Source organism: Cobetia amphilecti (assembly GCF_020217465.1).
GTDB classification, from domain to species: Bacteria; Pseudomonadota; Gammaproteobacteria; order Pseudomonadales; family Halomonadaceae; genus Cobetia; species Cobetia amphilecti.
Genome location: NZ_CP084115.1, coordinates 1910614 through 1931936, shown reverse-complemented (window position 1 = coordinate 1931936; position 21323 = coordinate 1910614). Strand labels below are relative to the sequence as shown.

The window sequence follows — 21323 nt, the reverse complement described above, 5'->3', positions numbered from 1 at the left end:
GTCATGGCGTTGGCATCGAGGGGCAAAAGGCTCTCTGATAACCGAGTGACAGAAAGGCAGCCCGGCAAAAGACGGCATGGCTGCAAGATAACGCTATAAACTTGCTAGCCACACTGGCCGGTGTCGCTCTGACAGTGCATGCCTTGCCTGCCAGGCACCATGACGGGGCATGAATGAGCTGAATCGACGCTTTCATTACCTCTTTCATGCGCCGGCGCTCACTGCCCGAGGCTGAACTCGCCACATGAGTCTGTTATACAAGGAGGCATCGGATGAGTGAGGGTTGCCTCATCCGACCTGATCATCGCTGCCGGAGAGCCACATGACGCTGGAACAACGCCTGGAACGAGCAACACAACTGGCCAGACAGGCTGGTGAACGCATGGTGCAAGCGCGCGAGGAACAGGGTTTCGCGCACCATTACAAGAAAGGCGATGAGCTGGTCACCGACATCGACGTGGCGATCGATACCTTCCTGGCGGAAGCGCTCGAAGCCGAATTTCCCGAGGATGCGCGCCTTACCGAAGAACTGTCGCCCGAGCGTGACGTGATCGGTACCAAGGGCGGCCTGTGGGTGATCGACCCCATCGACGGTACCGTCAATTTTGCCCATGGCCTGCGCCATGTCGCCGTGTCCATCGCCTGGTGCGAGCGCGGCAAGATCCAGATGGGGGTCGTGCATGCGCCCTTCCTCGGCGAGACCTTCACCGCCATCCGCGGCAAGGGGGCCTGGCTCAACGGCGAGAGCATCTCGGTCAGCGAGACCGATGAGATGAGCCGCGCACTGGTCGCGACCGGCTTCCCCTACAACCGTGACAGCCGGCCGCCGCTGCTCAAGCGCCTCTCGGCCATGCTGCTGGTCTGTCAGGATGTGCGCCGCAACGGCAGTGCCGCGCTGGATCTCTGTGATGTGGCGTGCGGACGTCTGGATGCCTATTACGAAAGCGTTTCCCCCTGGGACTTTGCGGCGGGCCTTCTGATCGCGCGTGAAGCCGGTGCGCGCACGGGGCACCTGTATCGCTGCCCGGACGGCATTCCCGATGAGCTTTATGGCGAGAATATCGTGGTGGCCTCACCGGCCTTGCATGCCCCGCTCAAGCGCCTGCTGGAAGAGGCCGATGCCAGTTCAGGGCTGCCGGGGCTGTAGGGAAGTGCTTCGTCAAAGACTGTGGTGACGCGGTTGTGATGACATGACTTTCATGACCTGACTTTAATGACAGACTGCCGCTGCAATACGCAAGAGCCCCGCCAATTGGCGGGGCTCTGTGTTTCTGGCTGGCTGACACTCGGCCTCAATCGCCCAGGTTACCGCCCTTCTTCTTGCCCTTGGCGGCCGACTTGCTGGCAGACTTGCTGCTGTCTTTGCTGGCATCTTTGCTGGCAGAATCCTTGCTCGCCGGCTTCTTGTCAGTGCTGGGCGCTTTCTTGCTTGAAGCTGCCTTGCCGGCAGGCTTGGCCGCTGGCTTGCTTGATGCTTCCTTGCTGGCAGGCTTGGCGGCTGGCTTGCTGGTCGCTTCCCCTTTGGCGCTGGCCTTGCCGGTAGCAGCACCTTGAGGCGCGGTGACGGTTGATTCAGCCTCAGCGGCCTTGGCGGCGGCTGGCGCTGACGCCACCGTCGGCTCCTTGAGCAGGCTCAGCCGTTGGCCGATTTCCTGCCACAGGCTGCGATAGCTGACCGCCGGTGAGCTGTTGCGCGAGAAAGTCCCGATGGGCTTGCGCTCGATCCCCATGCGCTCGACCACGCTGGAATACGGGATAAAGCCACTGAGCTGCAGCGGATAATCCTGCTTGAGCGATTCCATCACATCCTTGTGCAATGTCTTGCGGCGATCCACCAGAGTGAAGAACGGCCAGACGGGCACATCGAGATCGATCTCGGCCAGATAGGCGTTCAATTGCTCCAGGGTACGCAGCGACAGAACCGTGGGAATGATCGGCACCAGCAGGGTATCGGCAGAGGCGAAGACCTGCTCGGAAAGACTGGAAATGCTCGGCGGACAATCGAGGATGACGAGGTCGTAGTCATCGCGTACCGGCTTGAGGACCTTGCGCAGTCGGGTGCGCTTCTCTTCCTCGAGTATATGGTCGAGATTGCGGTAGGAGAATTCCGCCGGCAAGACATCCAGGTTCTGATAATCCGTGGAACGGATCACGCGGGACATGTCCTGCTTGCCGCTGATCAGTTTCTCGACCCCGCCCTTCAGCTTGGGCTTGGTGCGCACATAGAAGGTCGCAGCGGCCTGCGGATCAAGATCCCACAGCAACACACGCAGGCCACTGTTGGCGGCACAATGCGCCAGATTGATGGCAGAAGCAGTCTTGCCCACGCCCCCTTTGATGCTGTACACCGCAGCGATTTTCATGGCTCCCTCCCGTCATTCCAGTTTGTGCAACGTTAGCACAATCCGGCGCCATATCCCTGACTGACAACGGCGAAACGGGAGAAAATGATATGACAGTTTTATGTCAGACAGGCTCTCGCTCATCGACCAGGCCGCGCTTGAGCAACTGGTTCGTGAGGCGATTGAGCAACAATCCGTACATCGGCAGGAACAGCAATATCGAGATGGCCAGCTTGATCGCGTAATCCACCCAGGCGATCTCGACCCAGTGAGCCGCCATGAAAGCATCGGGCCCATTGCGGAACGCCACCGAGAAGAAGGCAAAGGTGTCAGCGAGATTGCCGAACAATGTCGACGCCAACGGCGCGATCCACCAGTGGGCATTGCGACGCAGACGATCAAACACCTGAATGTCGAGCAACTGACCGATCACGTAGGCAATGAAGCTTGCCAGCGCGATACGGGCCACGAACAGGTTGAAGTCAGCCAGTGCCTCTACCCCGGCAAAGCTGCCCGCCTGAAACATCACCGACACCATGTAGCTGACCAACAGCGCCGGCAGCATGACCAGCGCAATGATGCGCCGCGCCTGATACTTGCCGAACAGACGCACGGTCAGATCCGTTGCCAGGAAGATGAACGGGAAACTGAAGGCACCCCAGGTGGTATGGAAGCCAAACAGGGTCATCGGCAACTGCACCAGGTAATTGCTGGCGGTGATGATGAGGATGTGAAACAGGGCCAGGGCGACGAGTGCGCGCTGCGTCTGGGCAGACGAGAGGAGTAACATTGCAGGTCCTTTTTGGATCAAAGCCGTCGTCCAGGGGTGAGGGAACCCTGTCACGAGCGTGTTGAGGTTTGCGTCGTCGATGCTGACATCAGCTGCCATGGCCTGACATCGGCCTTGACGCCTTGTCGCAGCGATTGAGCGTTGCAGGCATGCGTCAGCCGACATGCTTCACTGACAACCGCCGCAAGGCTTGCACGTTGCCAGAACGCAAAATGGCCGCGCATCGTATCACGATGCGCGGCCATTGACAGGTACCTGCGAGGAAAATCTGGCCAGATGGTCAGGCCGTCAGTCTCCCCCGGCGCCCCTTATGTTGCAAAGACAGCGATGCAATGAAATCCATGCAATGAAAGCGAGTGTCAGAGTCACTTCTTCCAGATGCTGGCATCGACCTTGCCCTTGAGCTCCGGGAACTGCTCCGGATCAAAGGTCGGCTCCTTGCCGGCCTTATGCTGACGGTCGTAATCCTTGAAGATACGGAAGGCCAACGGCGACAGCAGCAGGATGGCGATCAGGTTGATCAAGGCCATCGCGCCCATCGACAGATCAGCGAAGTTCCAGATGTTCTTCAGGCTGGCGACAGCACCGAGCATGACCATGCCGAGCACGGCGAAGCGGTAGACCATGATGACGGCCTTGGCGTTCTTCTTGCCGGCGATGTACTCGATGTTGGACTCGCCATAGGAGTAGTTCGCCACCAGTGAGGTGAAGGCGAACAGCAGAATGGCGATGGCCACGAAGCCGCCACCCCAGCTACCGACCTGTGAGGACAGCGCTGCCTGGGTGATCTGGATGCCGTCATTGCCGCCATCGTTGCCCAGGGTGCCGCTCATGATGATGATGGCCGCGGTCGCGGTGCAGATGACCAGGGTGTCGATGAACACGCCCAGCATCTGGACGAAGCCCTGGGACGCCGGGTGCTTGGTGGTCGCCATCGCGGCGGCGTTCGGGGCGGAACCCATACCCGCTTCGTTGGAGAACAGACCCCGCTTGATGCCGTTCATCATCGCCTGGGCGATGGTGTAACCCAGCGCGCCACCTGCGGCCTGCTCAAGGCCGAAGGCACTGCGGAAGATGGTGCCCAGCGCCGCCGGCAGCTCGGTGATGTTGATGGCCACGACGAAGATGGCCAGCAGCAGATAGAGCAGCGCCATGATCGGCACGATCAGCTCGGCGGTACGCGTGATGCGCTTCATGCCGCCGAAGATGATCGGCACCATGACCACGACCAGCACCACGCCCATGATCCACGGCGGCACGCTGAAGGCCTGCTCCATGGCCAGTGCGATGGAGTTGGACTGCACGGAGTTGAAGGCCAGGCCGAAGGCGATGATCAGGCACACGGAGAACAGGATCGCCATCCAGCGCTGACCGAGGCCCTTCTCGATGTAATAGGCCGGTCCACCACGGAAGGTGTTGTCATCGTGGGAGACCTTGTAGGCCTGCGCCAGGGTGGACTCGATGAAGCTGGTGGACATGCCGACCAGCGCCGTCATCCACATCCAGAAGATGGCGCCCGGGCCACCCAGGGAAATCGCCACGGCGACACCGGCGAGGTTACCGGTACCGACGCGCGCCGCCAGAGAGGTCGCCAGTGCCTGGAAGGAAGAGATGCCGCCTTCGCTGCCCTGACGAGACGTGGCCAGCAGCTTCCACATGTGTCCGAAATAGCGGAACTGGATACCCTTGGTCATGACCGTGAAGAAGAGACCCGCTCCGATGAGCAGGTAAATCAATACACTGCCCCACAGCAGGCCATTGCCTGCATCGATCAACGCCAGAATCGGCGCTGGAATGATGGACGTTGTTTCCGACATGTCGGTCTCGCTTTGGCGGGTTTTTGGTCTTGTCGACGCTGCCAGGGCAACGGAAAGCCCATGACTTTCCTGCGACTGACAGCGAGCAACCACTACGATGGGGTTGCTCGACATGCTTTGGTGAGCGCCATTCTTCATATCCCACGGGGATAAGCAAGAAGAGCCCACTGTAAAGCGGACTTCTACGCCCGAATTCTAGGGGAAAAATAGCGCAATGGCGGTGTTTTTCACTGCGGCCTAGACTTTAGGTGAACACGGTAATGTTTCACGTCTTGTTTGGCTCGGGCATAATGCGCCCCCTTCCGGAAGTCGCCGCCTGCCAGTGGCGGCCCAGGACTTGTCGGGCGCAGGCTCGCGACTCATCGGTTGCCGTTGCGCAACGGCGATCCCGCGAGTGTGCGCTGCGATCAGGCGGTGCAACTCCCTGACACCCACGCACCATAACCGCCATAACGGCACCCGGTAGCGCGCTTTGTCCCGGCGCCTGCCTTTGATTACAGGTGATACATGGAACTGACCAGCTACGCGGCGTCCCCGCTTTCGCTGCTCGCCCCGATCATAGCCATCGGTCTCGCAATACTGACACGTCGTGTCATGCTCTCCCTCGGGCTGGGTATCGTGTCAGGCGCCCTGCTGCTGAATGATTTCTCGCCGCTCGTCACGCTGCACTATCTCTGGCAGCAGCTGGTTGCCGTCTTCATCGAGATGCCGGACAGCGGTCAGCTTGCCGAGGCCAGCCTCAACAGCTGGAACGTCTATATCCTGCTGTTCCTGCTGGCACTGGGTGCCATGGTCGGCGTGATCACGCTGGCAGGCGGCACCCGTGCCTTCGGCAACTGGGCGCGGGCACGAGTCACGACCCGCCGTGGCTCGCAGCTGATGACCGTGCTGCTGGGGGTATTCATCTTCATCGATGACTATTTCAATAGCCTGGCCGTGGGCAACATCTGTCGTCCGCTGACCGATCGTCAGGGGCTGTCGCGTGCGCGCCTGGCCTATCTGATCGACTCCACCGCCGCGCCCGTCTGCGTGCTGACGCCGATCTCCAGCTGGGGTGCCTACATCATCAGCCTGATCGCCGGTATCCTGGCGACCCACCACATCACGGATGTCAGCCCGTTCGGTGCCTTCCTTGAGCTCTCCGCCCTCAACTACTACGCGATTGCGGCGCTGGTGCTGGTGATCGCCTCGGCCTGGTTCGACATCAACTTCGGTGCCATGCGCCGTCATGCCATCGCGGCGCGCGACGGTGAGCTTTTCGATGCCAAGCGCGGCAATCCGCCGGGCAACACCCACGTGGAAGAGTCCGAGCGTGGCCGCCCCATGGACCTGCTGATCCCGATCATCGTGCTGGTCATCTCGACCTTCTTCATGATCGTGCAGACCGGCGCCAGCGCACTGGCCGCCGAGGGCGAGGCCTTCGGTCTGATTCGCGCCTTCGAGCTGACGGATGTCGCCAAGTCACTGATCATCGGCGGCGCCATCGGCCTGCTGGCCGCGGTAGTGATGCTGCTGCGTCATCGCATGGGCGCTGGTCGCAGCCTGAGCGCCATTGCCCAGGGCGCCAGCTCCATGCTGCCGGCCGTCTATATCCTCGTCTTCGCCTGGTTGCTGACCGGCATCATCGGCTCTCTGGGAACCGGCCAGTACCTGGCCACGCTGGTCGAGGGCGTCGTGTCTCCGACCTGGCTGCCGATGCTGCTGTTCGTGCTCTCCGGCCTGATGGCCTTTGCCACCGGCACCAGCTGGGGCACCTTCGGCATCATGCTGCCCATCGCCGGTGACATGGCGGCCGCCACCGAGCTCGCCATGATGTTGCCGATGATGGGCGCGGTGCTGGCCGGCTCCGTGTTCGGGGATCACTGCTCGCCAATTTCCGACACCACCATCCTGTCCTCGACGGGTGCCAGCTGCCATCACATCGATCACGTGATGACCCAGCTGCCCTACGCCCTGCTGGGTGCCGCGATCTCGCTGATCGCCTACCTGGTGATGGGCCTGACCGACAGTACCCTGTTCGGCTGGTTGAGCCTGGCGGGTCTGCTGGTCATCAGCATTGCCTGGCTTGCACGCCGCGAGATGGCCAATCCGGTCGTGGCACGCACCTGATGCAATAAATGCTGCCTTGCTGAAAAGAAGCCCCCGCCATGTCTCATGGCGGGGGCTTTTTCATTATTGGAGCAGCGCGAGCCGCGTCATGCGTCCGCGACAGCACTGCATCGGTTCATGCGCTTCGGTTCATGCGCTGCGTGCCTCACTCGCCTGACCGACGCCGGCCTCGCTCAGCGCCTCACGCACATCCTCCAGGCTTGAGGGGTCATCTATCGTCGAGGGCACCTGGTATTGCTCGCCCGCGGCGATCTGACGGATCATCTTGCGCAGTATCTTGCCGGAGCGCGTCTTGGGCAGGCGCTCGACGACCAGCACCTCCTTGAGCGAGGCAAAGGCCCCGATTTCCTGGCGTATCCGCTGGGCAAGCTCGGCGCACAGGCTGGCTTCATCCCCCTGCCAGCCATCCTTGAGAATCACCAGTCCCAACGGCATCTCGCCCTTGAGCGAATCCTCGATGCCGATCACCGCGCATTCCGCGATCGCGGCGTGTGCACCGAGCACCTGCTCCATCTCACCCGTCGACAGACGATGCCCCGCCACGTTGATGACATCGTCAATGCGCCCCATCACGAACAGATAGCCCTGCTCATCGAAGTAGCCGCCATCACCGGACAGGTAATAGCCGGGGTAGGCGGCAAGATAGGCAGCATGGAAGCGTCCGGGGTCCTGATAGAGTCCGGTCAGGCAGCCCGGCGGCAACGGCTGACGCAACACGACATTGCCCTGCTCTCCCGTGGGTACTTCATCCCCCATGCCATCGAGAATCTGTACATTGAAGCCCGGCAACGGCCAGGTGGCGCTACCGGCGCGTGCCTCGACCGGCGCCTTCACCTCGCGGCTGCCTTCGGTGAACATGTCGAGGCCCAGCAGGTTGCCGGCGATGGGCCAGCCGGTTTCGGTCTGCCACCAGTGGTCGACGACCGGCACCGGCAGGAGATCGGCGAGCCAGTGATAGGTCGGCGGGTCCAGTCGTTCTCCTGCCAGGAACAGACTGCGCAGGCTGGAAAGGTCGTAATTGGCCATATGACTGGCTTCCGGGTCTTCCTTCTTCATGGCGCGAAACGCCGTCGGCGCAGTGAAGAAGCAGTTGATGCGGTATTCCTCGATCAAGCGCCAGAAGGCTCCGGCATCCGGGGTCTTGACCGGCTTGCCTTCATACATGACGGTACTGGCCCCCATCAGCAGCGGGCCATAGACGATATAGGAGTGGCCGACGACCCAGCCGATGTCCGAGGCCGCCATGAAGGTATCCCCGGGGCGGGTCGCATAGAGAAGCTCCATTGAATAATGCAGCGCCACGGCGTAGCCGGCGTGATCACGCACCACTCCCTTGGGCTTGCCGGTGGTGCCGGAGGTATAGAGGACATAGAGAGGTTCGCTGCCCAGCATGCTGACCGCTTCGGTGGCCTGGGCGCTGGCCAGACATTCATGCCAGTCATGATCACGCGGCCCGAGTGTCGCCCGCTGCTGTTCACGCTGCAGGATCAGACAGGCTTGCGGTGTATGCTCGGCAAGCTCGATGGCTTCATCCAGCCAGGGCTTGTAGGGAATGATGCGATCGACTTCCACCCCGCAGGACGCCGCCATGATCACCTTGGGCGCGGCGTCATCGATACGTACCGCCAGCTCCTTGGGAGAAAAGCCGCCGAAGACCACTGAATGCACCGCCCCGAGGCGTGCACAGGCCAGCATCGCCATCATGGCCTCGGCGACCATCGGCATGTAGAGCACGACACGGTCGCCCTTTTCCACCCCGAGATTGCGCAGCGCGCCCGCCAGCAGGGCCACCTCATCACGCAGCTCACGAAACGTGTACTGCCGCTTGCTCTGGGTGACCGGCGAATCCCAGTACAACGCGACCTGATCCGCGCGCCCATTGGCGACGTGATGATCCAGCGCGGCATGGCAGATGTTCATCTCGCCATCGATGAACCAGCGCGCATGCTGCTGCTCATCCCAGGCCAGAATGGTCTGCGGCGGGCGAAACCAGGCGATGCGTTGCGCCTGCTCAGCCCAGAAGTCTTCTGGCGTCTCGTTGGCTCTCGCCGTCAGAGCTAGATAACGCTCGCGTGCACAGGAGTGATTGGCGTCGGGCATGGCGTACCTCGTGATCCACGAATGGCTTTGTGGGCATCTCTTGCCAGTCCTGACGCAAGGCCTTGTCTCCGGGGCCCGTTGACCGGACCTCTTTTCATGTCGTCATTGATGTCGCTCGCCAACGGCGATGCGACAGACGACGATGGAGGAAGGACAGGCAGGACAGAGATGCCTGAACCGATAGTTACGTTGAAACCTTAGGCCAAAAATCGCCCTTCAAACCTGCTCGGCTCACCGTTTTCAGCGTCTGATGGTCTTATACTCAATCCTTGGTCGCAGACGAGCTGACAGCGTGAAAGGCGTCATTCACGCAATAAAACATACGCTTGAACGCGGTCTCACAGCAGATGCGACAAAAAGTCAAAGCCTGAGAACGACAAAGTCGATGATTTATCGTTTAAGATTGTCTTGGACGTAGCACGCGGAGTTATTGATCATTCACTAAAACAAGGTTAGGTCATAACAACATGCCAATGGCCCATTGCGTCCCTCGGGATGCACCAAGATAGACCGACCGGGAGAGACCGCATGAACGCAACACTTTCTACAGCTGCAAGGAATAACCCCATGCCAGTGTCCAGCGATGCCATCACCCTGCACCAGGCCGGTGACCGCGTCATCGAAGAAGCCACTGCCCTGCTCAAGGCGATGGGCAACGAGAATCGTCTGCGCATCCTGTGCCTGCTCAGCGACAGCGAAATGTCGGTGAGCGAGCTCAACTCGCGCCTGGAACTGTCGCAGTCCGCGCTGTCGCAGCATCTGGCGATTCTGCGTCGTGAAGGCATGGTGCGTACGCGCCGCGCTTCGCAGACCATCTACTATTCGCTGCAAGGCCCCAACGCCGCAGGTGTCATTCGTGCCCTGCAGGACCTCTATAACTGAAAAAGGGCGCCAGCCGGTGACTGACGCCCTTTGAGGGGAATGTCGCTGAGTCACGCTGATCGTGACCCGCTAGACATCTGTATCACTCGCCGACTCCAACAAGATCGGGCAGGCCACGGAATGGCCTTCCAAGCCTCTTCTCTTCGCCCGCGACGGCAATCTGTCGCTTATTGCTGATGCCAGCGCGACTCCGCATTGCGCTCCAGCACGCGATCCAGCACACGATCCAGACTCGATGTCACGCCCTTGCCGAAACGGTCCATCACGCGGCGCGGCTTCTCGAGACTCACCTCGAAGATCTTGACCTCTTCCTTCAGATAGCGTGCCAGCAACGCCTGACTGGTACCGACCTCGTCGATCAGACCGATATCGATGGCTTCACTGCCATACCAGATATCGCCCTGGGACACTGCCTCGACGTCCAGTTGCGGGCGACGGCTGCCGACATGCTGCTTGAACAGTTCATGGGTGCGCGCCAGGTCCGACAGGAACTTCTCACGCCCTTCTTCACTGTTCTCGCCGAGCATGGTCAAGGTGCGCTTGTAACGCCCCGCCGTCAGAATCTCGACATCCACATCATGCTTCTTGAGCAGACGGTGCACATTGGGCACCTGAGCCACGACACCGATCGAGCCGATGACCGCAAAGGGCGCTGCCACCACGTGGTCCGCCGCACAGGCCATCATGTAGCCGCCACTGGCCGCGACCTTGTCGACCGTGATCGTCAGGCGCGCGCCACTGGCACGCAGACGGTCCAGCTGTGCCGCGGCCAGGCCATAGGCATGCACCAGACCACCACCGGACTCCAGTCGCAGCACGACCTCATCCTGCTCACCCAGCACGCCTTCCAGTGCCGTGATCTGCTCCGCCAGGCTTTCCACACCGCTGGCCTTGATGTCGCCGACGAAGTCGAGCACGAAGACCCGACGCCCACGCGAACTGGCCGGCGTATCGTCCTTGTCCGCATTGCCGCCCTTGTTGGCTTTCGCCTTGGCCTTGAGCGATTTCTTGAGCGCCTTGGCTTCCTGCTTGTGCTTCTTGGCCCGCGCCTTCTCCTTGGCGGCGTACTCGGCCTCTTCCAGTCCGGCGTGGCTCAATTCGCGTTGATAGCCCTTGATGCGCTCATGCCAGGGGCGAATCTTCAGCTTGGCCTGGCGCTCCCCCGCTTCCCCCTGTCGTGCACGTGCAATGATGAGCACGATGGCCGCGATCGCGACCACTACGGTGATCGCCTGGGCCAGAAAGAGGCCGTACTGTGAAATCCATTGCATGCACTTGCTCCTGAAACATTGAAGAAGGTGTCTGATCTCTCGCCTGCACGTGAGCGACGAACGCTCGCTCTCGAGTGCATGGCTGTCAGGCAGAAGGTCAAGACATCTGCCACACGACCAGGACCCCATAACGAAATCACCGGCTAAAGGGCCGGTGCGGGATGGTACTCGATATGGGGGCAAGCTTGCCCGCCTGCAAGGCTGGCAGGCACCTGGGCAGATTTCACACTGCTCGTATTGTCATGGGACTGGCGCACCGCCTGTGCGGGTTCTCCAGGTGACCTGGACGCGATCTGTACGTTATCCCTGTACGTTACTTCTGCACATTATCTCTGCACGCTATCTCTAAAGGGTTCAGAGCTGAGCGCTGAAGCGCGGAACACGCCAGATCGATCACACGACTTGATTGGAACGCTCGTTTGAAATAGTCTGATGTCAGTCTTGAAGGTCAGCAGCGTGATCACTTCATGGTGAGCAAGGTGATGAACGACACCCCACTCCTCGCCATGTACGTCATCTTTCCCCGTGATCATTGGCCTTTCTCCACCGCTAGCACTGACAAGGAATATCACCATGGCCGACGCCAACGCCATCATCGACATGCTCAAGAGCCGTTTCAACCCCGAAGCCGCCAAGGGCATGGATGAGGTCTTTCAATTCAACATCACCGACAGCGATGACTACTACATGGTCGTCAAGGACGGCACTCTGGACGTCGGCGAAGGTGAGCACGATGACCCGTCCGTGACCCTGAGCACCGACAGCGACACCCTCAAGGGCGTGATGAAGGGCGAAGTCGACGGCATGCAGGCCTTCATGACAGGCCGCCTGAAAGCCACCGGCAACATCATGCTGGCCACCAAGCTGACGTCTCTGTTCCCGAACAAGTAAGCGTCTGCTTGAGCAGGTGCATCGTTGCGAACAAGCCCGATGGAAAGGTTCGCTTGATGCACCAGCCAAAGAAAACGCCCCGGCCAATGGTCGGGGCGTTTTCTTTGGGGAGAGCCCGCAATATCAGCGGCCCGTCGCGACCGAGCGCAGGAAGTTGTCGATCAAGGCATGCGAGATCGAGAACTTCGGGGGCAGCCCCGGCAAGTCTTCCGGTGTGAACCACTGGGCATCCTCGATCTCGACACCATCGATGGTGATGTCGCCACCGGCATATTCCGCGTAGTAGCCCAGCATGAACGAGTGCGGGAACGGCCACGACTGACTCTGGAAATAACTGACTCGCCCGACTTCAACACCGACTTCCTCGTGCACCTCACGCCGCACGGCTTCCTCGGCACTTTCACCGGCTTCGATGAAGCCCGCCAGGGTCGAATACATGCCCGGCCCGAAGCGCGGACTGCGCGCCAGCAACATCTCGCGGCCACGGGTGATCAGCGTGATGATGCACGGCGAGATACGCGGATAGCTGCGATGCTGACAGCCGGTGCAGTGCATGGCGAATTCATGCTCCAGACGCTTCATGCGCTTGCCACAACGGCCACAGAATCGATGGTCGCGCAGCCATTTGAGCACCTGCAACGCACTGGAAAGCAGCGGAAACTGATCACGTGGCAGCGTATGCAGCCACTGACGCGCGCCGGGCCAATCGGCACTGCCATTCTCACCGAACACCGCAATCGGCGCGCCCTGCCATTCCCCGAGGGCCACGGCGCCGCTGGGCCAGTCCGCGATGGGCTGGATGATGCCGCCATCCGGCGCAGGCGCCACGCCATCACGCCCCACGCGAATCAGATAACCATGGCGCTGGGTCACACGCGAGAGATCACGAATCAACATCAGGCGTCGTCTCCGCGGTTGCCTCGGCTGTCCAGACTGGCACTATCAAGACTGCCCAGTGCATCGATCGAGAGGCGATCGAACAGGCACTCATCCGCCTTGCCGCGAATCTCTTCACACCAAGCCGAGTGACGCTCAAGTTCCAGCGCGGAAAGCCCGGGCGTGACCAGGCGTGGGCGATCGGCACGCAGGCGACGAACCCCGACGATACCGCCCTCCTCGCCATCGCCTTCCTCTATCACGTCCAGGCCCAGCGCCGTCTGGCCACCGGTCATCGCCAGATAGACGTCGCCGAGAATCTCGGCATCCAGCAAGGCGCCGTGCAGCACGCGATGCCCGTTGTCGATATCGTAGCGCTTGCACAGCGCATCCAGGTTGTTGCGCTGTCCGGGGTGCTTTTCTCGGGCCAGCTTCAGGGTATCGAGAATGGCGCAGTGATCGGCGACCGGGCCCAACGGGTTGGCACGCCCGGGATTTATCAGCCCGAATTCGTGATCGATGAAGCCCACATCGAAGGGCGCATTGTGGATGACCAGTTGGGCACCCTTGATGAAGTCCCAGAAGGCATCGGCGATCTCGGCGAAGACCGGCTCGTTGGCGACTCGCTCATCGGTGATGCCGTGGACCCCGATCGCCTCTGCATCGATCAAGCGCTCAGGATTGACGTACTGATGGTAGGTGCGTCCGGTCAGGCGGCGGTTGATCATCTCCACCGCGCCGATCTCGATCAGGCGATGGCCTTCCTTCGGATCGATACCTGTCGTTTCAGTATCGAGAATAATCTGACGCATCTCAGACCTCTTGGTAAACAGTGACAGCTCCCTGACCGGCATCCGCCTCAAGCTTCGGGCCGCGCATCAGGGTGCCTCAATATCGGATCCTGCATGTCCGTGCTCAAACACGGCTGGCCACCACGCTCGGTGTACCTGCCAGCCGAGGCAATCAGCGGCGGCGCTGCATCTCGTCGATGGCCTCGTTGGCCAGCGCATCGGCGCGCTCGTTGCCCTCATCGCCGCTATGACCCTTGACCCAGCGCCACTCGATATCATGACGCTCACTCTGGGCCAGCAGTGCCTTCCACAGATCTTCATTCTTGACCGGCTGCTTGGCTGCCGTCTTCCAACCGCGCTTGACCCAGCCATGCACCCACTTGGTGATGCCGTTCTTGACGTATTCGGAGTCGGTCCACAGCACCACCTGACAGCGCTTGGTGAGCGCCGAGAGCGCCTCAACCGCCGCCATCATCTCCATCCGATTGTTGGTCGTCTGGGCCTCGCTGCCATTGAGTTCCTTGCGATGCTTGCCACTGACCAGAATCGCGCCCCAGCCACCCGGACCCGGGTTGCCACGACAGGCACCATCGGTGTGGATGACCACGCGAGTCGGCGCCGCCTTGGATTCGGACGTCGCAGCAGCGGAGGGATTCTGGGATTCGGGCGTGGATGCACTCTGGCTCACAAACGGCACTCTCGACAAAGGAAACGAAGACGGGCAAGTGCGACGGCGCTGGCTGTCACGACAGGGGCAAGCCTGGCTCGCAGAGGCGGGGCTTGGAAACCGCCCCCTGACAATCACTCTCCGGGAGCCCCCGCGGCAACAGCAGGCCTCGCCACAATGAGCGTCATTCTACCCACTCGCATCCAGCATGGCCAAAGTCCCTGTGTTTTTTTACAGCTTCCGCCAGACTGAAGCCTTGAAGAAAAGGGAGCCCTGCAGCGAGCCGCCGAGCTAGCCACGCTCGGACAGATCTCTGCGCGACTCACGCTTCACATGCCCCTCCCGGGAATGCACCCGCGTGGCCTGGCCGATGGAGACACCGGGGATGGCGACACGCGGTCGCTTGGCATTCAAGGGTTGCACGTACCCGACATTGCGCCGCGCCCGTATCAACATCAGGCTTCCTAGCGGCAAGTTGTAGCGGCGCCCCATGCGTTCAAGCCAACCGTGTCGCAGGCGTAACCCCGGCAGATGGAAGCCGGCATAGTCGATACGCTCGATCTCGAAATCCACGAAGGCCAACCAATCGCGCAGGGCCGCAGGCGTCCGCCAGCTTCCCTCCCAGGGAGTGATGTGGCGACGACGCGGGTCCAGACGCAGCAGCCCCTCACCGGACAAAGGCTGCCAGGCGACGATGACCAGACAGCCACTGGAGCGCAGGACGCGGGCCGCCTCACGCAGCAGTCGGTGCGGCTCCGGCGCGACCTCCAGCAGATGGTGAAGCATCACCAGATCCATGCTCTCGTCCGGCAAAGCCAGCTGCGTCAGCGGGCAGATCAAGGTGGAAGGCGACTCGGCAAGCGCCGCCTCGGGACTCCATTGGATGGCATGGCGGATGGCGGAGAGTGACAGGAGGTCATTGCCCCCCGGACCCAGGTTCAGGCTGTGAAAACCGAAGCAGCGCTCGAACAGCGGCGCCAGCATCTCGCGCTCCGCCGTCAGGATGTCCTGCCCATCCGGGCCCTCGAAAAAGGCACGCATGGCGCGCACATGGGCACTCAATTGGCGCGCATGCTGGCGCTGGCGCTCCTCGGCGGTCAGGGACGCGCTGGCCTTGTCCGCACCGGAGTCATTCACACCAAAGGGGCCTTTCCACATCTTGCATCTCCCGGGCTTCAGGCGGGGAGACACTCCCCACGGCATAGACAGGCTTTGACACTTGTCTACATTCTCACACCATAAGAGGTTTGACACTTACCTGCTGGCTCGTCAGGCTTGTTATCCGGAAAATTCAGATTCCCGCCACGAATCAATCCACTGGGCATCATCGTGCTGGCTATTGTCCTTGCGATTGATGGCGCTCATGGACTTTGGCACCGGCGGCCAGTCGTGACTTTTCCAGCGGGACTCTTCTTGATGGGCTCTGCGTCAGCCACTCGGCGCCTGATCGCACACGGCGAGTCTGACCGGGAACGAAATGCCGACAAGCGAGTCTTGAACAGGACTGCGGGCATCGAGCGTCTCGACACGCCCGGCCCGACACTCAGGATAGAGTGAAGCAGGGTGTTGCCCAACATCCAGCGAATGACCCATAAATATGCGTTGTCGATGATAGAGCACACGGATTGCCCCTCCCGCCCACATACGCGGCCAGGGGAGCGGCCAGGAGCACGACCGTCCTGAGCCGTCTCTGAGCATTACCTTATGCTGCTTTCGACAACTAACTCTCAGTAAGGAGTCGATGGAACCGCCTGCCCATCAGCATTGCAGGCGACGATGACATGCCATGTTCATCTGCTTCAGCCTGGCCGATTCCTCGGCGAGGACGTATGAAGCCCCTTTTCGCGTCACTGGCCTGTCATTGCCTCGATCGACGACTGCAAGACATCAAGAGCACCTGACCACCATGATGAGCGTAACGCCCATAGCGGCCTTTCAGGACAACTACATCTGGTTGATACAGAGCGACGACAATCCCCGCGTGGCGGTCGTCGACCCCGGTGATGCACGCCCGGTGATGGAGACCCTGGAGTCCAGAGGCCTGACCCTCGACACCATCCTCATCACCCATCACCACCAGGATCACACCGGCGGCCTGCCGGAGCTGATCGAACGCTATCAGCCTCGCGTGGTTGGCCCGCACAATACGGCCATCCACGGTATCGACGAGCGTGTCGGCGATGGCGACAGCTTCCGCCTGCAGGGCCGCCTCTTCGAGGTGATGGAAGTGCCGGGCCATACGCTGGATCACATCGCCTTTGTCAGCTCCGGCATGCCGGGACTGCTGTTCTGCGGCGACACCCTGTTCAGTGGCGGTTGCGGTCGCCTGTTTGAGGGCACGCCGGAGCAGATGCATCACTCCTTGTCGCGCCTGGCCGCCCTGCCGGAAGAGACGCTCGTCTTCCCGGCACACGAATACACGCTGGCCAATCTGGCCTTCGCCAGTGCCGCCGAGCCGAACAACCCGGCGCGGGACACCCTCAACGCAGAATGTGAACAGCTGCGTTCACTGGGCCGCCCCACGCTGCCCACCCTCATCGGCCGAGAAAAGCAGATCAATCCGTTCCTGCGCAGTGATGAGGTCGCGCTGCAACGCCACCTCGAGCAGGAAGGACGCCTCTCGGCACCCTCGGGTCAGGAAGATTCTCCACTGGCGGCCTTCACGGCACTGCGTCAGTGGAAGGACAACTTCTAGCCCTGCTGCCCGCGTGCCATTGCCCCCGTTCTGACGCCACTCAGGTGAGCGGTTGGAGCGCGGCGTGAATGGCATTTCGCGTGACAGCGGGTCGAGAACATTCCTGATCTCGATCAGCCCCCGCAGTCACTGATTCGTGCCGGCATGACCGGCCAGCAGAGCCGCTGCTGACCCATCCAGCCGCGGCTCGCCAGAGAGTATTTCGTCAATGCATCAGCAAGACCTCCGTACCGACGGCCAGATGGCCGCCGACACGCCGTGTCGTGTCACTCCGACCCAGGCCCCCTTCCGTCCGGCTCGACTGCGTCACCTGATTCGCCTCGCCTCTCTGGGTGCCACCCTGTGCCTGATGCCGCTGACCGCCAGCGCCAATTCAGCGATGGTGTCCGGGGTCTCGCCCACCAGTGAATATCAGCGCGCCCCGCTGAACTTCATGGAGGCCGTCGACGCCATTCCCGCGCACTACGACGACGTCTGGGAGCGCCTGCGCGCCGGCTATCAGCTGCAGCAGGACACCGGTCGTCCACGCGTGCGCAAATGGATCAGCTGGTATCAGGAGCACCCCCACCACGTGGAGCGTATCGCGGAACAGGCCCGCCCCTGGATTCGCTACGTGACACTGCGCACCGAAGCACGCGGCCTGCCGGCAGAGCTGGCACTGCTGCCCTTCATCGAGAGCGCCTACGATCCGGATGCCGCGCATCCGGGCGGTGCGACCGGCATGTGGCAGTTCATGCCGCGCACCGGTGACGCCATGGGGCTGACACGCAACCGCTGGTATGACGGTCGCAAGGACGTGTTGCTGTCCACGGATGCCGCGCTGGATTACCTGGAGACCCAGGGCGAGCGCTGGTATGACGGCGACTGGGAGCTGGCGCTGGCCGCCTACAATGCCGGTGCCGGCACCGTGAATCGTGCACGCCGCCGCGCCGGTGGCGATGAGGATTACTGGAACATCAAGCTGCCCAACGAGACCATGGAATACGTGCCGAAGCTTCTGGCACTGGCCGCGGTGATTCGCGACCCTGAGGAATATGGGCTCTCGCTGCCGAAGATTGACGACAGGCCGGAAATCGCGGCCGTCGAGACGGGCGGGCAACTAGACCTGTCCACCGCCGCCAAGCTGGCCGGCATCAGTGAAGACGAGCTGCGCGCCCTGAACCCGGCCTACAAGCGCTGGGCCACCACGCCCGGTGACAGCTCGCTGGTGATTCCCGCCACCGCCCGCGATACCTTCCTCAGCCAGCTGGCCACGCTGCCTGAAAAAGCGCGCCAGAGCTGGGCCAGCTATCGCGTCAAGCGCGGCGACACCCTGTCCGTCATCGCGCGCCGCAATGGCCTGACGCTCTCCGAGCTGAAGCAGAAGAACCGCCTCTCGGGCAACACCATCCGCATCGGCCAGGCACTGATGGTGCCGGACCGCGGCGCCTCGGTGGCCACCCAGCTGGCCTCGGCCAACGGCGAGAAGAAGGTGCGCGTGAAGAGTGGCGATTCCCTGTCATTGATCGCCGCACGCCACAATGTCAGCACACGCCAGCTCGCGCGCTGGAACAAGCTGTCATCTGCGGACTACCTGCGCCCCGGTCAGATGCTGACCCTTTACAGCGCCAACTGAGTCAGTCGATTCACGCGTCGTTGCACGACGCTTGATAGGCGATTCCTCAACGCCCCTGCCATCTGCGATGGTGGGGGCGTTTGCGATTCAAACGCCGCAGCATGGCCGCTGACAGGGAACTTCGTTACTCTTGGCGGGGTCGATGCAAGGAGACCGGCCGCAGCCCGGCGCGTGGCGCGCACCTGCTGCACCGCTTTTGCAGCCTGCCTGCAGTTCTCCTGCAACTTTAGGCAGCTCACGGTAGTGCGTCGACAGCTGTATGGACAGCCGCTGAGGCGGCCCAAACCAGCGGAGTTGATGGCGAGTCAGGCACAAACCAGCCGCTGCCCAGATGCCGGTCATTTCATCACGGCCGCGAGGCCCGGGTCATTCAGTCAAGGAAGTCTTCGATGCAGCGTGTTTCTTCACTCACCCATCGCCGCTGGGCTGCGCTACGTGCGCTATGCCTGGGGGCGCTGATGGTGAGCGGCTCGTTCACTGCCACGGCCAACGCGGCTGAGCCCAATGCAGCCGGGCCCAATGCGAATAGCGAGCAATCTGCCGATTCACGCCCCAGCGCCGAGACGGCGTCAGGCACGCAGGCAACCAGCGCGCAGGCAACCAGTATCCCCACCTCGAACGTGCAGACACCGCTGGACGTCCCGACCGTGCATGGCCTGGCCATCTACGGCGAGCCCGCCCACAAGCCCGGCTTCACGCACTTTCCTTACGTCAATCCAGAGGCGCCGGTCGGCGGTCGCATGACGCGCGCCGCCATCGGTAGCTTCGACTCCACCAATCCCTTCATCCTCAAGGGCAATTCGGTGGCGGGACTCAACTACTTCGGGGGACTGATCTACGACACCCTGATGATCCCCTCCGCCGATGAGCCCTTCACCGAATACGGATTGCTGGCCAGCGGCGTCCGCCTGGCCGAGGACCGCAGCGCCATCGAATTCGATATCGACCCTCGGGCGCGCTTTCACGATGGCGTGGCGGTGACTGCCGAAGATGTCGTCTTCACTTATCGCCTGCTCAAGGATGAAGGCCTGCCGTTCTTCAAGAGCTACTACCACGATGTCACCGGGGTCAGCGTGATCGATGCCGATACCGTGCGCTTCGAGATGGCGCCAGGCGCGGCGCGCGAACTGCCGCTGATCATCGGCCAGTTGCCGGTGTTGCCGGAGCACTACTGGAAGAGCCGCGACTTCACGCGCGCCACCCTGGAACTCCCGCTGGGTTCCGGCCCCTATCGCATGGCGTCTCTGGATGCCGGCCGCCAGGTTCGCTATGAGCGAGTCGACGATTACTGGGGCAAGGACCTGCCGGTCAACAAGGGCCGCCACAACATCCAGACGCTGGTCTACGACTACTACCGGGACCAGACCGTGTCGCTGGAAGCCTTCAAGGCCGGCAGCATCGATCTGCACGTCGAAAGCAGCGCCAAGAACTGGGCGACCGCCTACGACACCCCCGCGCTGCACGAGGGGCGACTGAAGAAGCTGGAAGTCCCGGACAGCAACCCAGCGGGCATGCAGGGCTTCGTGCTCAACGAGCGCCGCGAGCGCTTCCAGGACCCCAGAGTCCGTGAGGCACTGGCGCTGGTCTTCGACTTCGACTGGATCAACCGCAACCTCTTCTATGGCGCCTACCAGCAGACCCACAGCTATTTCGAGAATTCGGACATGGCCGCGGATGGCATGCCCACCGGCAAGGAACTCGCGCTGCTTGAGCCCTTCAAGGATGAGCTGCCCAGCGCGGTCTTCGACAAGCCCCTGCCGATCGATGAGCCACAGGAATTGCGCCCTCGCCTGCGCAAGGCGTTGGGGCTGCTGCGCGAAGCGGGCTATGAAGTGGTCAAGGGCCTGCTGGTCAGCCGCAACAGCGGCAAGCCGCTGACGCTTGAGGTGCTCAACTACGACACCCAGTTCGAGCGCATCATCCAGCCGTGGATTCGCAATCTGGCGCGCATCGGCATCAAGGCACGGATTCGCACCGTCGACGTCAATCAGTACATCAACCGCCGTCGCAGCTTCGACTTCGACGTGGTGGTCGGCAGTTATCCGCAGTCCAACAGCCCCGGCAGCGAGCAGCGTGAATACTGGACCAGCGACTATGCCGACGTGGCCGGCTCACGCAATCTGATCGGGCTGAAAAGCCCGGTGGTGGACGCGCTCACCGATGCCCTGATTCAGGCGCAGACCCGCGAAGACCTGCTCAGCGCGACACGGGCACTCGACCGCGTACTGCGTTGGGGCTTCCATGTCGTGCCCCAGTGGCACCTGGCGGCGACGCGCATCGCGCTCTGGAACAAGTTCGGCTATCCGCAGCCCTTCCCGGAATACCAGCTGAGCCTGGACAGCTGGTGGATCGAGCCCGACAAGGATGCCTCGCTGGAGCCAGGTGAATAAGCCGGGTGAATGAGCCAGGTGAACAAGCCGGGTGAACATGCCTGCTCAGCAAGTCTGGTGAACAAGCCTGAAGAACACGCTCGGCGC

At 61.8% G+C, this 21323-nt stretch carries 16 protein-coding genes; 7 read left to right on the top strand and 9 right to left on the bottom strand.

What is annotated here, in order from left to right:
* The first annotated feature begins 322 nt into the window (after positions 1 to 322).
* Entirely contained in the window at positions 323 to 1147 is an 825-nt protein-coding gene (locus tag LCW13_RS08275; RefSeq protein ID WP_176676991.1) for an inositol monophosphatase family protein, read from the top strand.
* A gap of 145 nt (positions 1148 to 1292) precedes the next feature.
* Here the strand turns inward: LCW13_RS08275 and LCW13_RS08270 are convergent, their stop codons facing one another.
* From LCW13_RS08270 to LCW13_RS08260, 3 genes are all read right to left on the bottom strand, one after another.
* Positions 1293 to 2363: a ParA family protein gene (locus tag LCW13_RS08270; RefSeq protein ID WP_318527684.1), complete on the bottom strand. Its 1071-nt coding sequence runs from the start codon at positions 2361 to 2363 to the stop codon at positions 1293 to 1295.
* Positions 2364 to 2466: 103 nt separating this feature from the next.
* Complete coding sequence (locus LCW13_RS08265; protein WP_200019710.1) at positions 2467 to 3132, bottom strand: 7-cyano-7-deazaguanine/7-aminomethyl-7-deazaguanine transporter; 666 nt, start codon at positions 3130 to 3132, stop codon at positions 2467 to 2469.
* 365 nt (positions 3133 to 3497) lie between these two features.
* Positions 3498 to 4949 (bottom strand): alanine/glycine:cation symporter family protein, encoded by a 1452-nt coding sequence (locus tag LCW13_RS08260; protein WP_054556053.1) that lies wholly within the window; start codon positions 4947 to 4949, stop codon positions 3498 to 3500.
* Between the two features lie 507 nt (positions 4950 to 5456).
* On the opposite strand from LCW13_RS08260, the gene LCW13_RS08255 reads away from it, so the two are divergent.
* On the top strand, positions 5457 to 7058 hold the full coding sequence (locus LCW13_RS08255; RefSeq protein ID WP_225348034.1) for a Na+/H+ antiporter NhaC family protein: 1602 nt from the start codon (positions 5457 to 5459) through the stop codon (positions 7056 to 7058).
* Between the two features lie 129 nt (positions 7059 to 7187).
* Here the strand turns inward: LCW13_RS08255 and LCW13_RS08250 are convergent, their stop codons facing one another.
* Complete coding sequence (locus tag LCW13_RS08250; RefSeq protein ID WP_225348033.1) at positions 7188 to 9158, bottom strand: acetate--CoA ligase; 1971 nt, start codon at positions 9156 to 9158, stop codon at positions 7188 to 7190.
* A 567-nt stretch (positions 9159 to 9725) separates the two neighbouring features.
* On the opposite strand from LCW13_RS08250, the gene LCW13_RS08245 reads away from it, so the two are divergent.
* Positions 9726 to 10040, top strand: coding sequence for an ArsR/SmtB family transcription factor (locus LCW13_RS08245; RefSeq protein ID WP_054556050.1), 315 nt, complete (start codon positions 9726 to 9728; stop codon positions 10038 to 10040).
* Positions 10041 to 10207: 167 nt separating this feature from the next.
* On the opposite strand, the gene sohB is transcribed toward LCW13_RS08245, so the two are convergent.
* Positions 10208 to 11311: a protease SohB gene (gene sohB, locus LCW13_RS08240; RefSeq protein ID WP_225348032.1), complete on the bottom strand. Its 1104-nt coding sequence runs from the start codon at positions 11309 to 11311 to the stop codon at positions 10208 to 10210.
* Positions 11312 to 11884: 573 nt separating this feature from the next.
* On the opposite strand from sohB, the gene LCW13_RS08235 reads away from it, so the two are divergent.
* Positions 11885 to 12202: an SCP2 sterol-binding domain-containing protein gene (locus LCW13_RS08235; protein WP_225348031.1), complete on the top strand. Its 318-nt coding sequence runs from the start codon at positions 11885 to 11887 to the stop codon at positions 12200 to 12202.
* 123 nt (positions 12203 to 12325) lie between these two features.
* Here LCW13_RS08235 and nudC read toward each other — a convergent pair whose 3' ends face one another.
* The 4 genes from nudC to LCW13_RS08215 form a co-directional block, all read right to left on the bottom strand.
* Positions 12326 to 13099 (bottom strand): NAD(+) diphosphatase, encoded by a 774-nt coding sequence (gene nudC / locus LCW13_RS08230; protein ID WP_225348030.1) that lies wholly within the window; start codon positions 13097 to 13099, stop codon positions 12326 to 12328.
* On the bottom strand, positions 13099 to 13890 hold the full coding sequence (dnaQ, locus tag LCW13_RS08225) for a DNA polymerase III subunit epsilon (RefSeq protein WP_131431970.1): 792 nt from the start codon (positions 13888 to 13890) through the stop codon (positions 13099 to 13101). Before dnaQ ends, nudC begins: the two co-directional genes overlap by 1 nt.
* Positions 13891 to 14041: 151 nt before the next feature.
* Entirely contained in the window at positions 14042 to 14476 is a 435-nt protein-coding gene (rnhA, locus tag LCW13_RS08220) for a ribonuclease HI (protein ID WP_225348126.1), read from the bottom strand.
* Between the two features lie 351 nt (positions 14477 to 14827).
* On the bottom strand, positions 14828 to 15694 hold the full coding sequence (locus tag LCW13_RS08215; RefSeq protein WP_225348029.1) for a class I SAM-dependent methyltransferase: 867 nt from the start codon (positions 15692 to 15694) through the stop codon (positions 14828 to 14830).
* 748 nt (positions 15695 to 16442) lie between these two features.
* Between LCW13_RS08215 and gloB the strand changes: the two genes are divergently transcribed.
* The 3 genes from gloB to LCW13_RS08200 all read left to right on the top strand — a co-directional run bounded on the left by gloB (position 16443) and on the right by LCW13_RS08200 (position 21236).
* Positions 16443 to 17231: a hydroxyacylglutathione hydrolase gene (gene gloB, locus LCW13_RS08210; RefSeq protein WP_225348028.1), complete on the top strand. Its 789-nt coding sequence runs from the start codon at positions 16443 to 16445 to the stop codon at positions 17229 to 17231.
* A gap of 208 nt (positions 17232 to 17439) precedes the next feature.
* Positions 17440 to 18846 (top strand): LysM peptidoglycan-binding domain-containing protein, encoded by a 1407-nt coding sequence (locus LCW13_RS08205; protein WP_225348027.1) that lies wholly within the window; start codon positions 17440 to 17442, stop codon positions 18844 to 18846.
* A 389-nt stretch (positions 18847 to 19235) separates the two neighbouring features.
* Entirely contained in the window at positions 19236 to 21236 is a 2001-nt protein-coding gene (locus LCW13_RS08200) for an extracellular solute-binding protein (RefSeq protein ID WP_225348026.1), read from the top strand.
* Positions 21237 to 21323 lie beyond the last annotated feature (87 nt).

Bases quoted from the DNA above. Each gene is read 5' to 3' on its own strand.
- LCW13_RS08245 (WP_054556050.1), top strand. From the start codon at position 9,726: ATGCCAGTGTCCAGCGATGCCATCACCCTGCACCAGGCCGGTGACCGC.
- LCW13_RS08265 (WP_200019710.1), bottom strand. From the start codon at position 3,132: ATGTTACTCCTCTCGTCTGCCCAGACGCAGCGCGCACTCGTCGCCCTG.
- LCW13_RS08270 (WP_318527684.1), bottom strand. From the start codon at position 2,363: ATGAAAATCGCTGCGGTGTACAGCATCAAAGGGGGCGTGGGCAAGACT.
- LCW13_RS08235 (WP_225348031.1), top strand. From the start codon at position 11,885: ATGGCCGACGCCAACGCCATCATCGACATGCTCAAGAGCCGTTTCAAC.
- nudC (WP_225348030.1), bottom strand. From the start codon at position 13,099: ATGTTGATTCGTGATCTCTCGCGTGTGACCCAGCGCCATGGTTATCTG.
- gloB (WP_225348028.1), top strand. From the start codon at position 16,443: ATGATGAGCGTAACGCCCATAGCGGCCTTTCAGGACAACTACATCTGG.
- LCW13_RS08205 (WP_225348027.1), top strand. From the start codon at position 17,440: ATGCATCAGCAAGACCTCCGTACCGACGGCCAGATGGCCGCCGACACG.
- LCW13_RS08260 (WP_054556053.1), bottom strand. From the start codon at position 4,949: ATGTCGGAAACAACGTCCATCATTCCAGCGCCGATTCTGGCGTTGATC.
- LCW13_RS08215 (WP_225348029.1), bottom strand. From the start codon at position 15,694: ATGTGGAAAGGCCCCTTTGGTGTGAATGACTCCGGTGCGGACAAGGCC.
- LCW13_RS08255 (WP_225348034.1), top strand. From the start codon at position 5,457: ATGGAACTGACCAGCTACGCGGCGTCCCCGCTTTCGCTGCTCGCCCCG.
- dnaQ (WP_131431970.1), bottom strand. From the start codon at position 13,890: ATGCGTCAGATTATTCTCGATACTGAAACGACAGGTATCGATCCGAAG.
- LCW13_RS08250 (WP_225348033.1), bottom strand. From the start codon at position 9,158: ATGCCCGACGCCAATCACTCCTGTGCACGCGAGCGTTATCTAGCTCTG.
- LCW13_RS08275 (WP_176676991.1), top strand. From the start codon at position 323: ATGACGCTGGAACAACGCCTGGAACGAGCAACACAACTGGCCAGACAG.
- LCW13_RS08200 (WP_225348026.1), top strand. From the start codon at position 19,236: ATGCAGCGTGTTTCTTCACTCACCCATCGCCGCTGGGCTGCGCTACGT.
- sohB (WP_225348032.1), bottom strand. From the start codon at position 11,311: ATGCAATGGATTTCACAGTACGGCCTCTTTCTGGCCCAGGCGATCACC.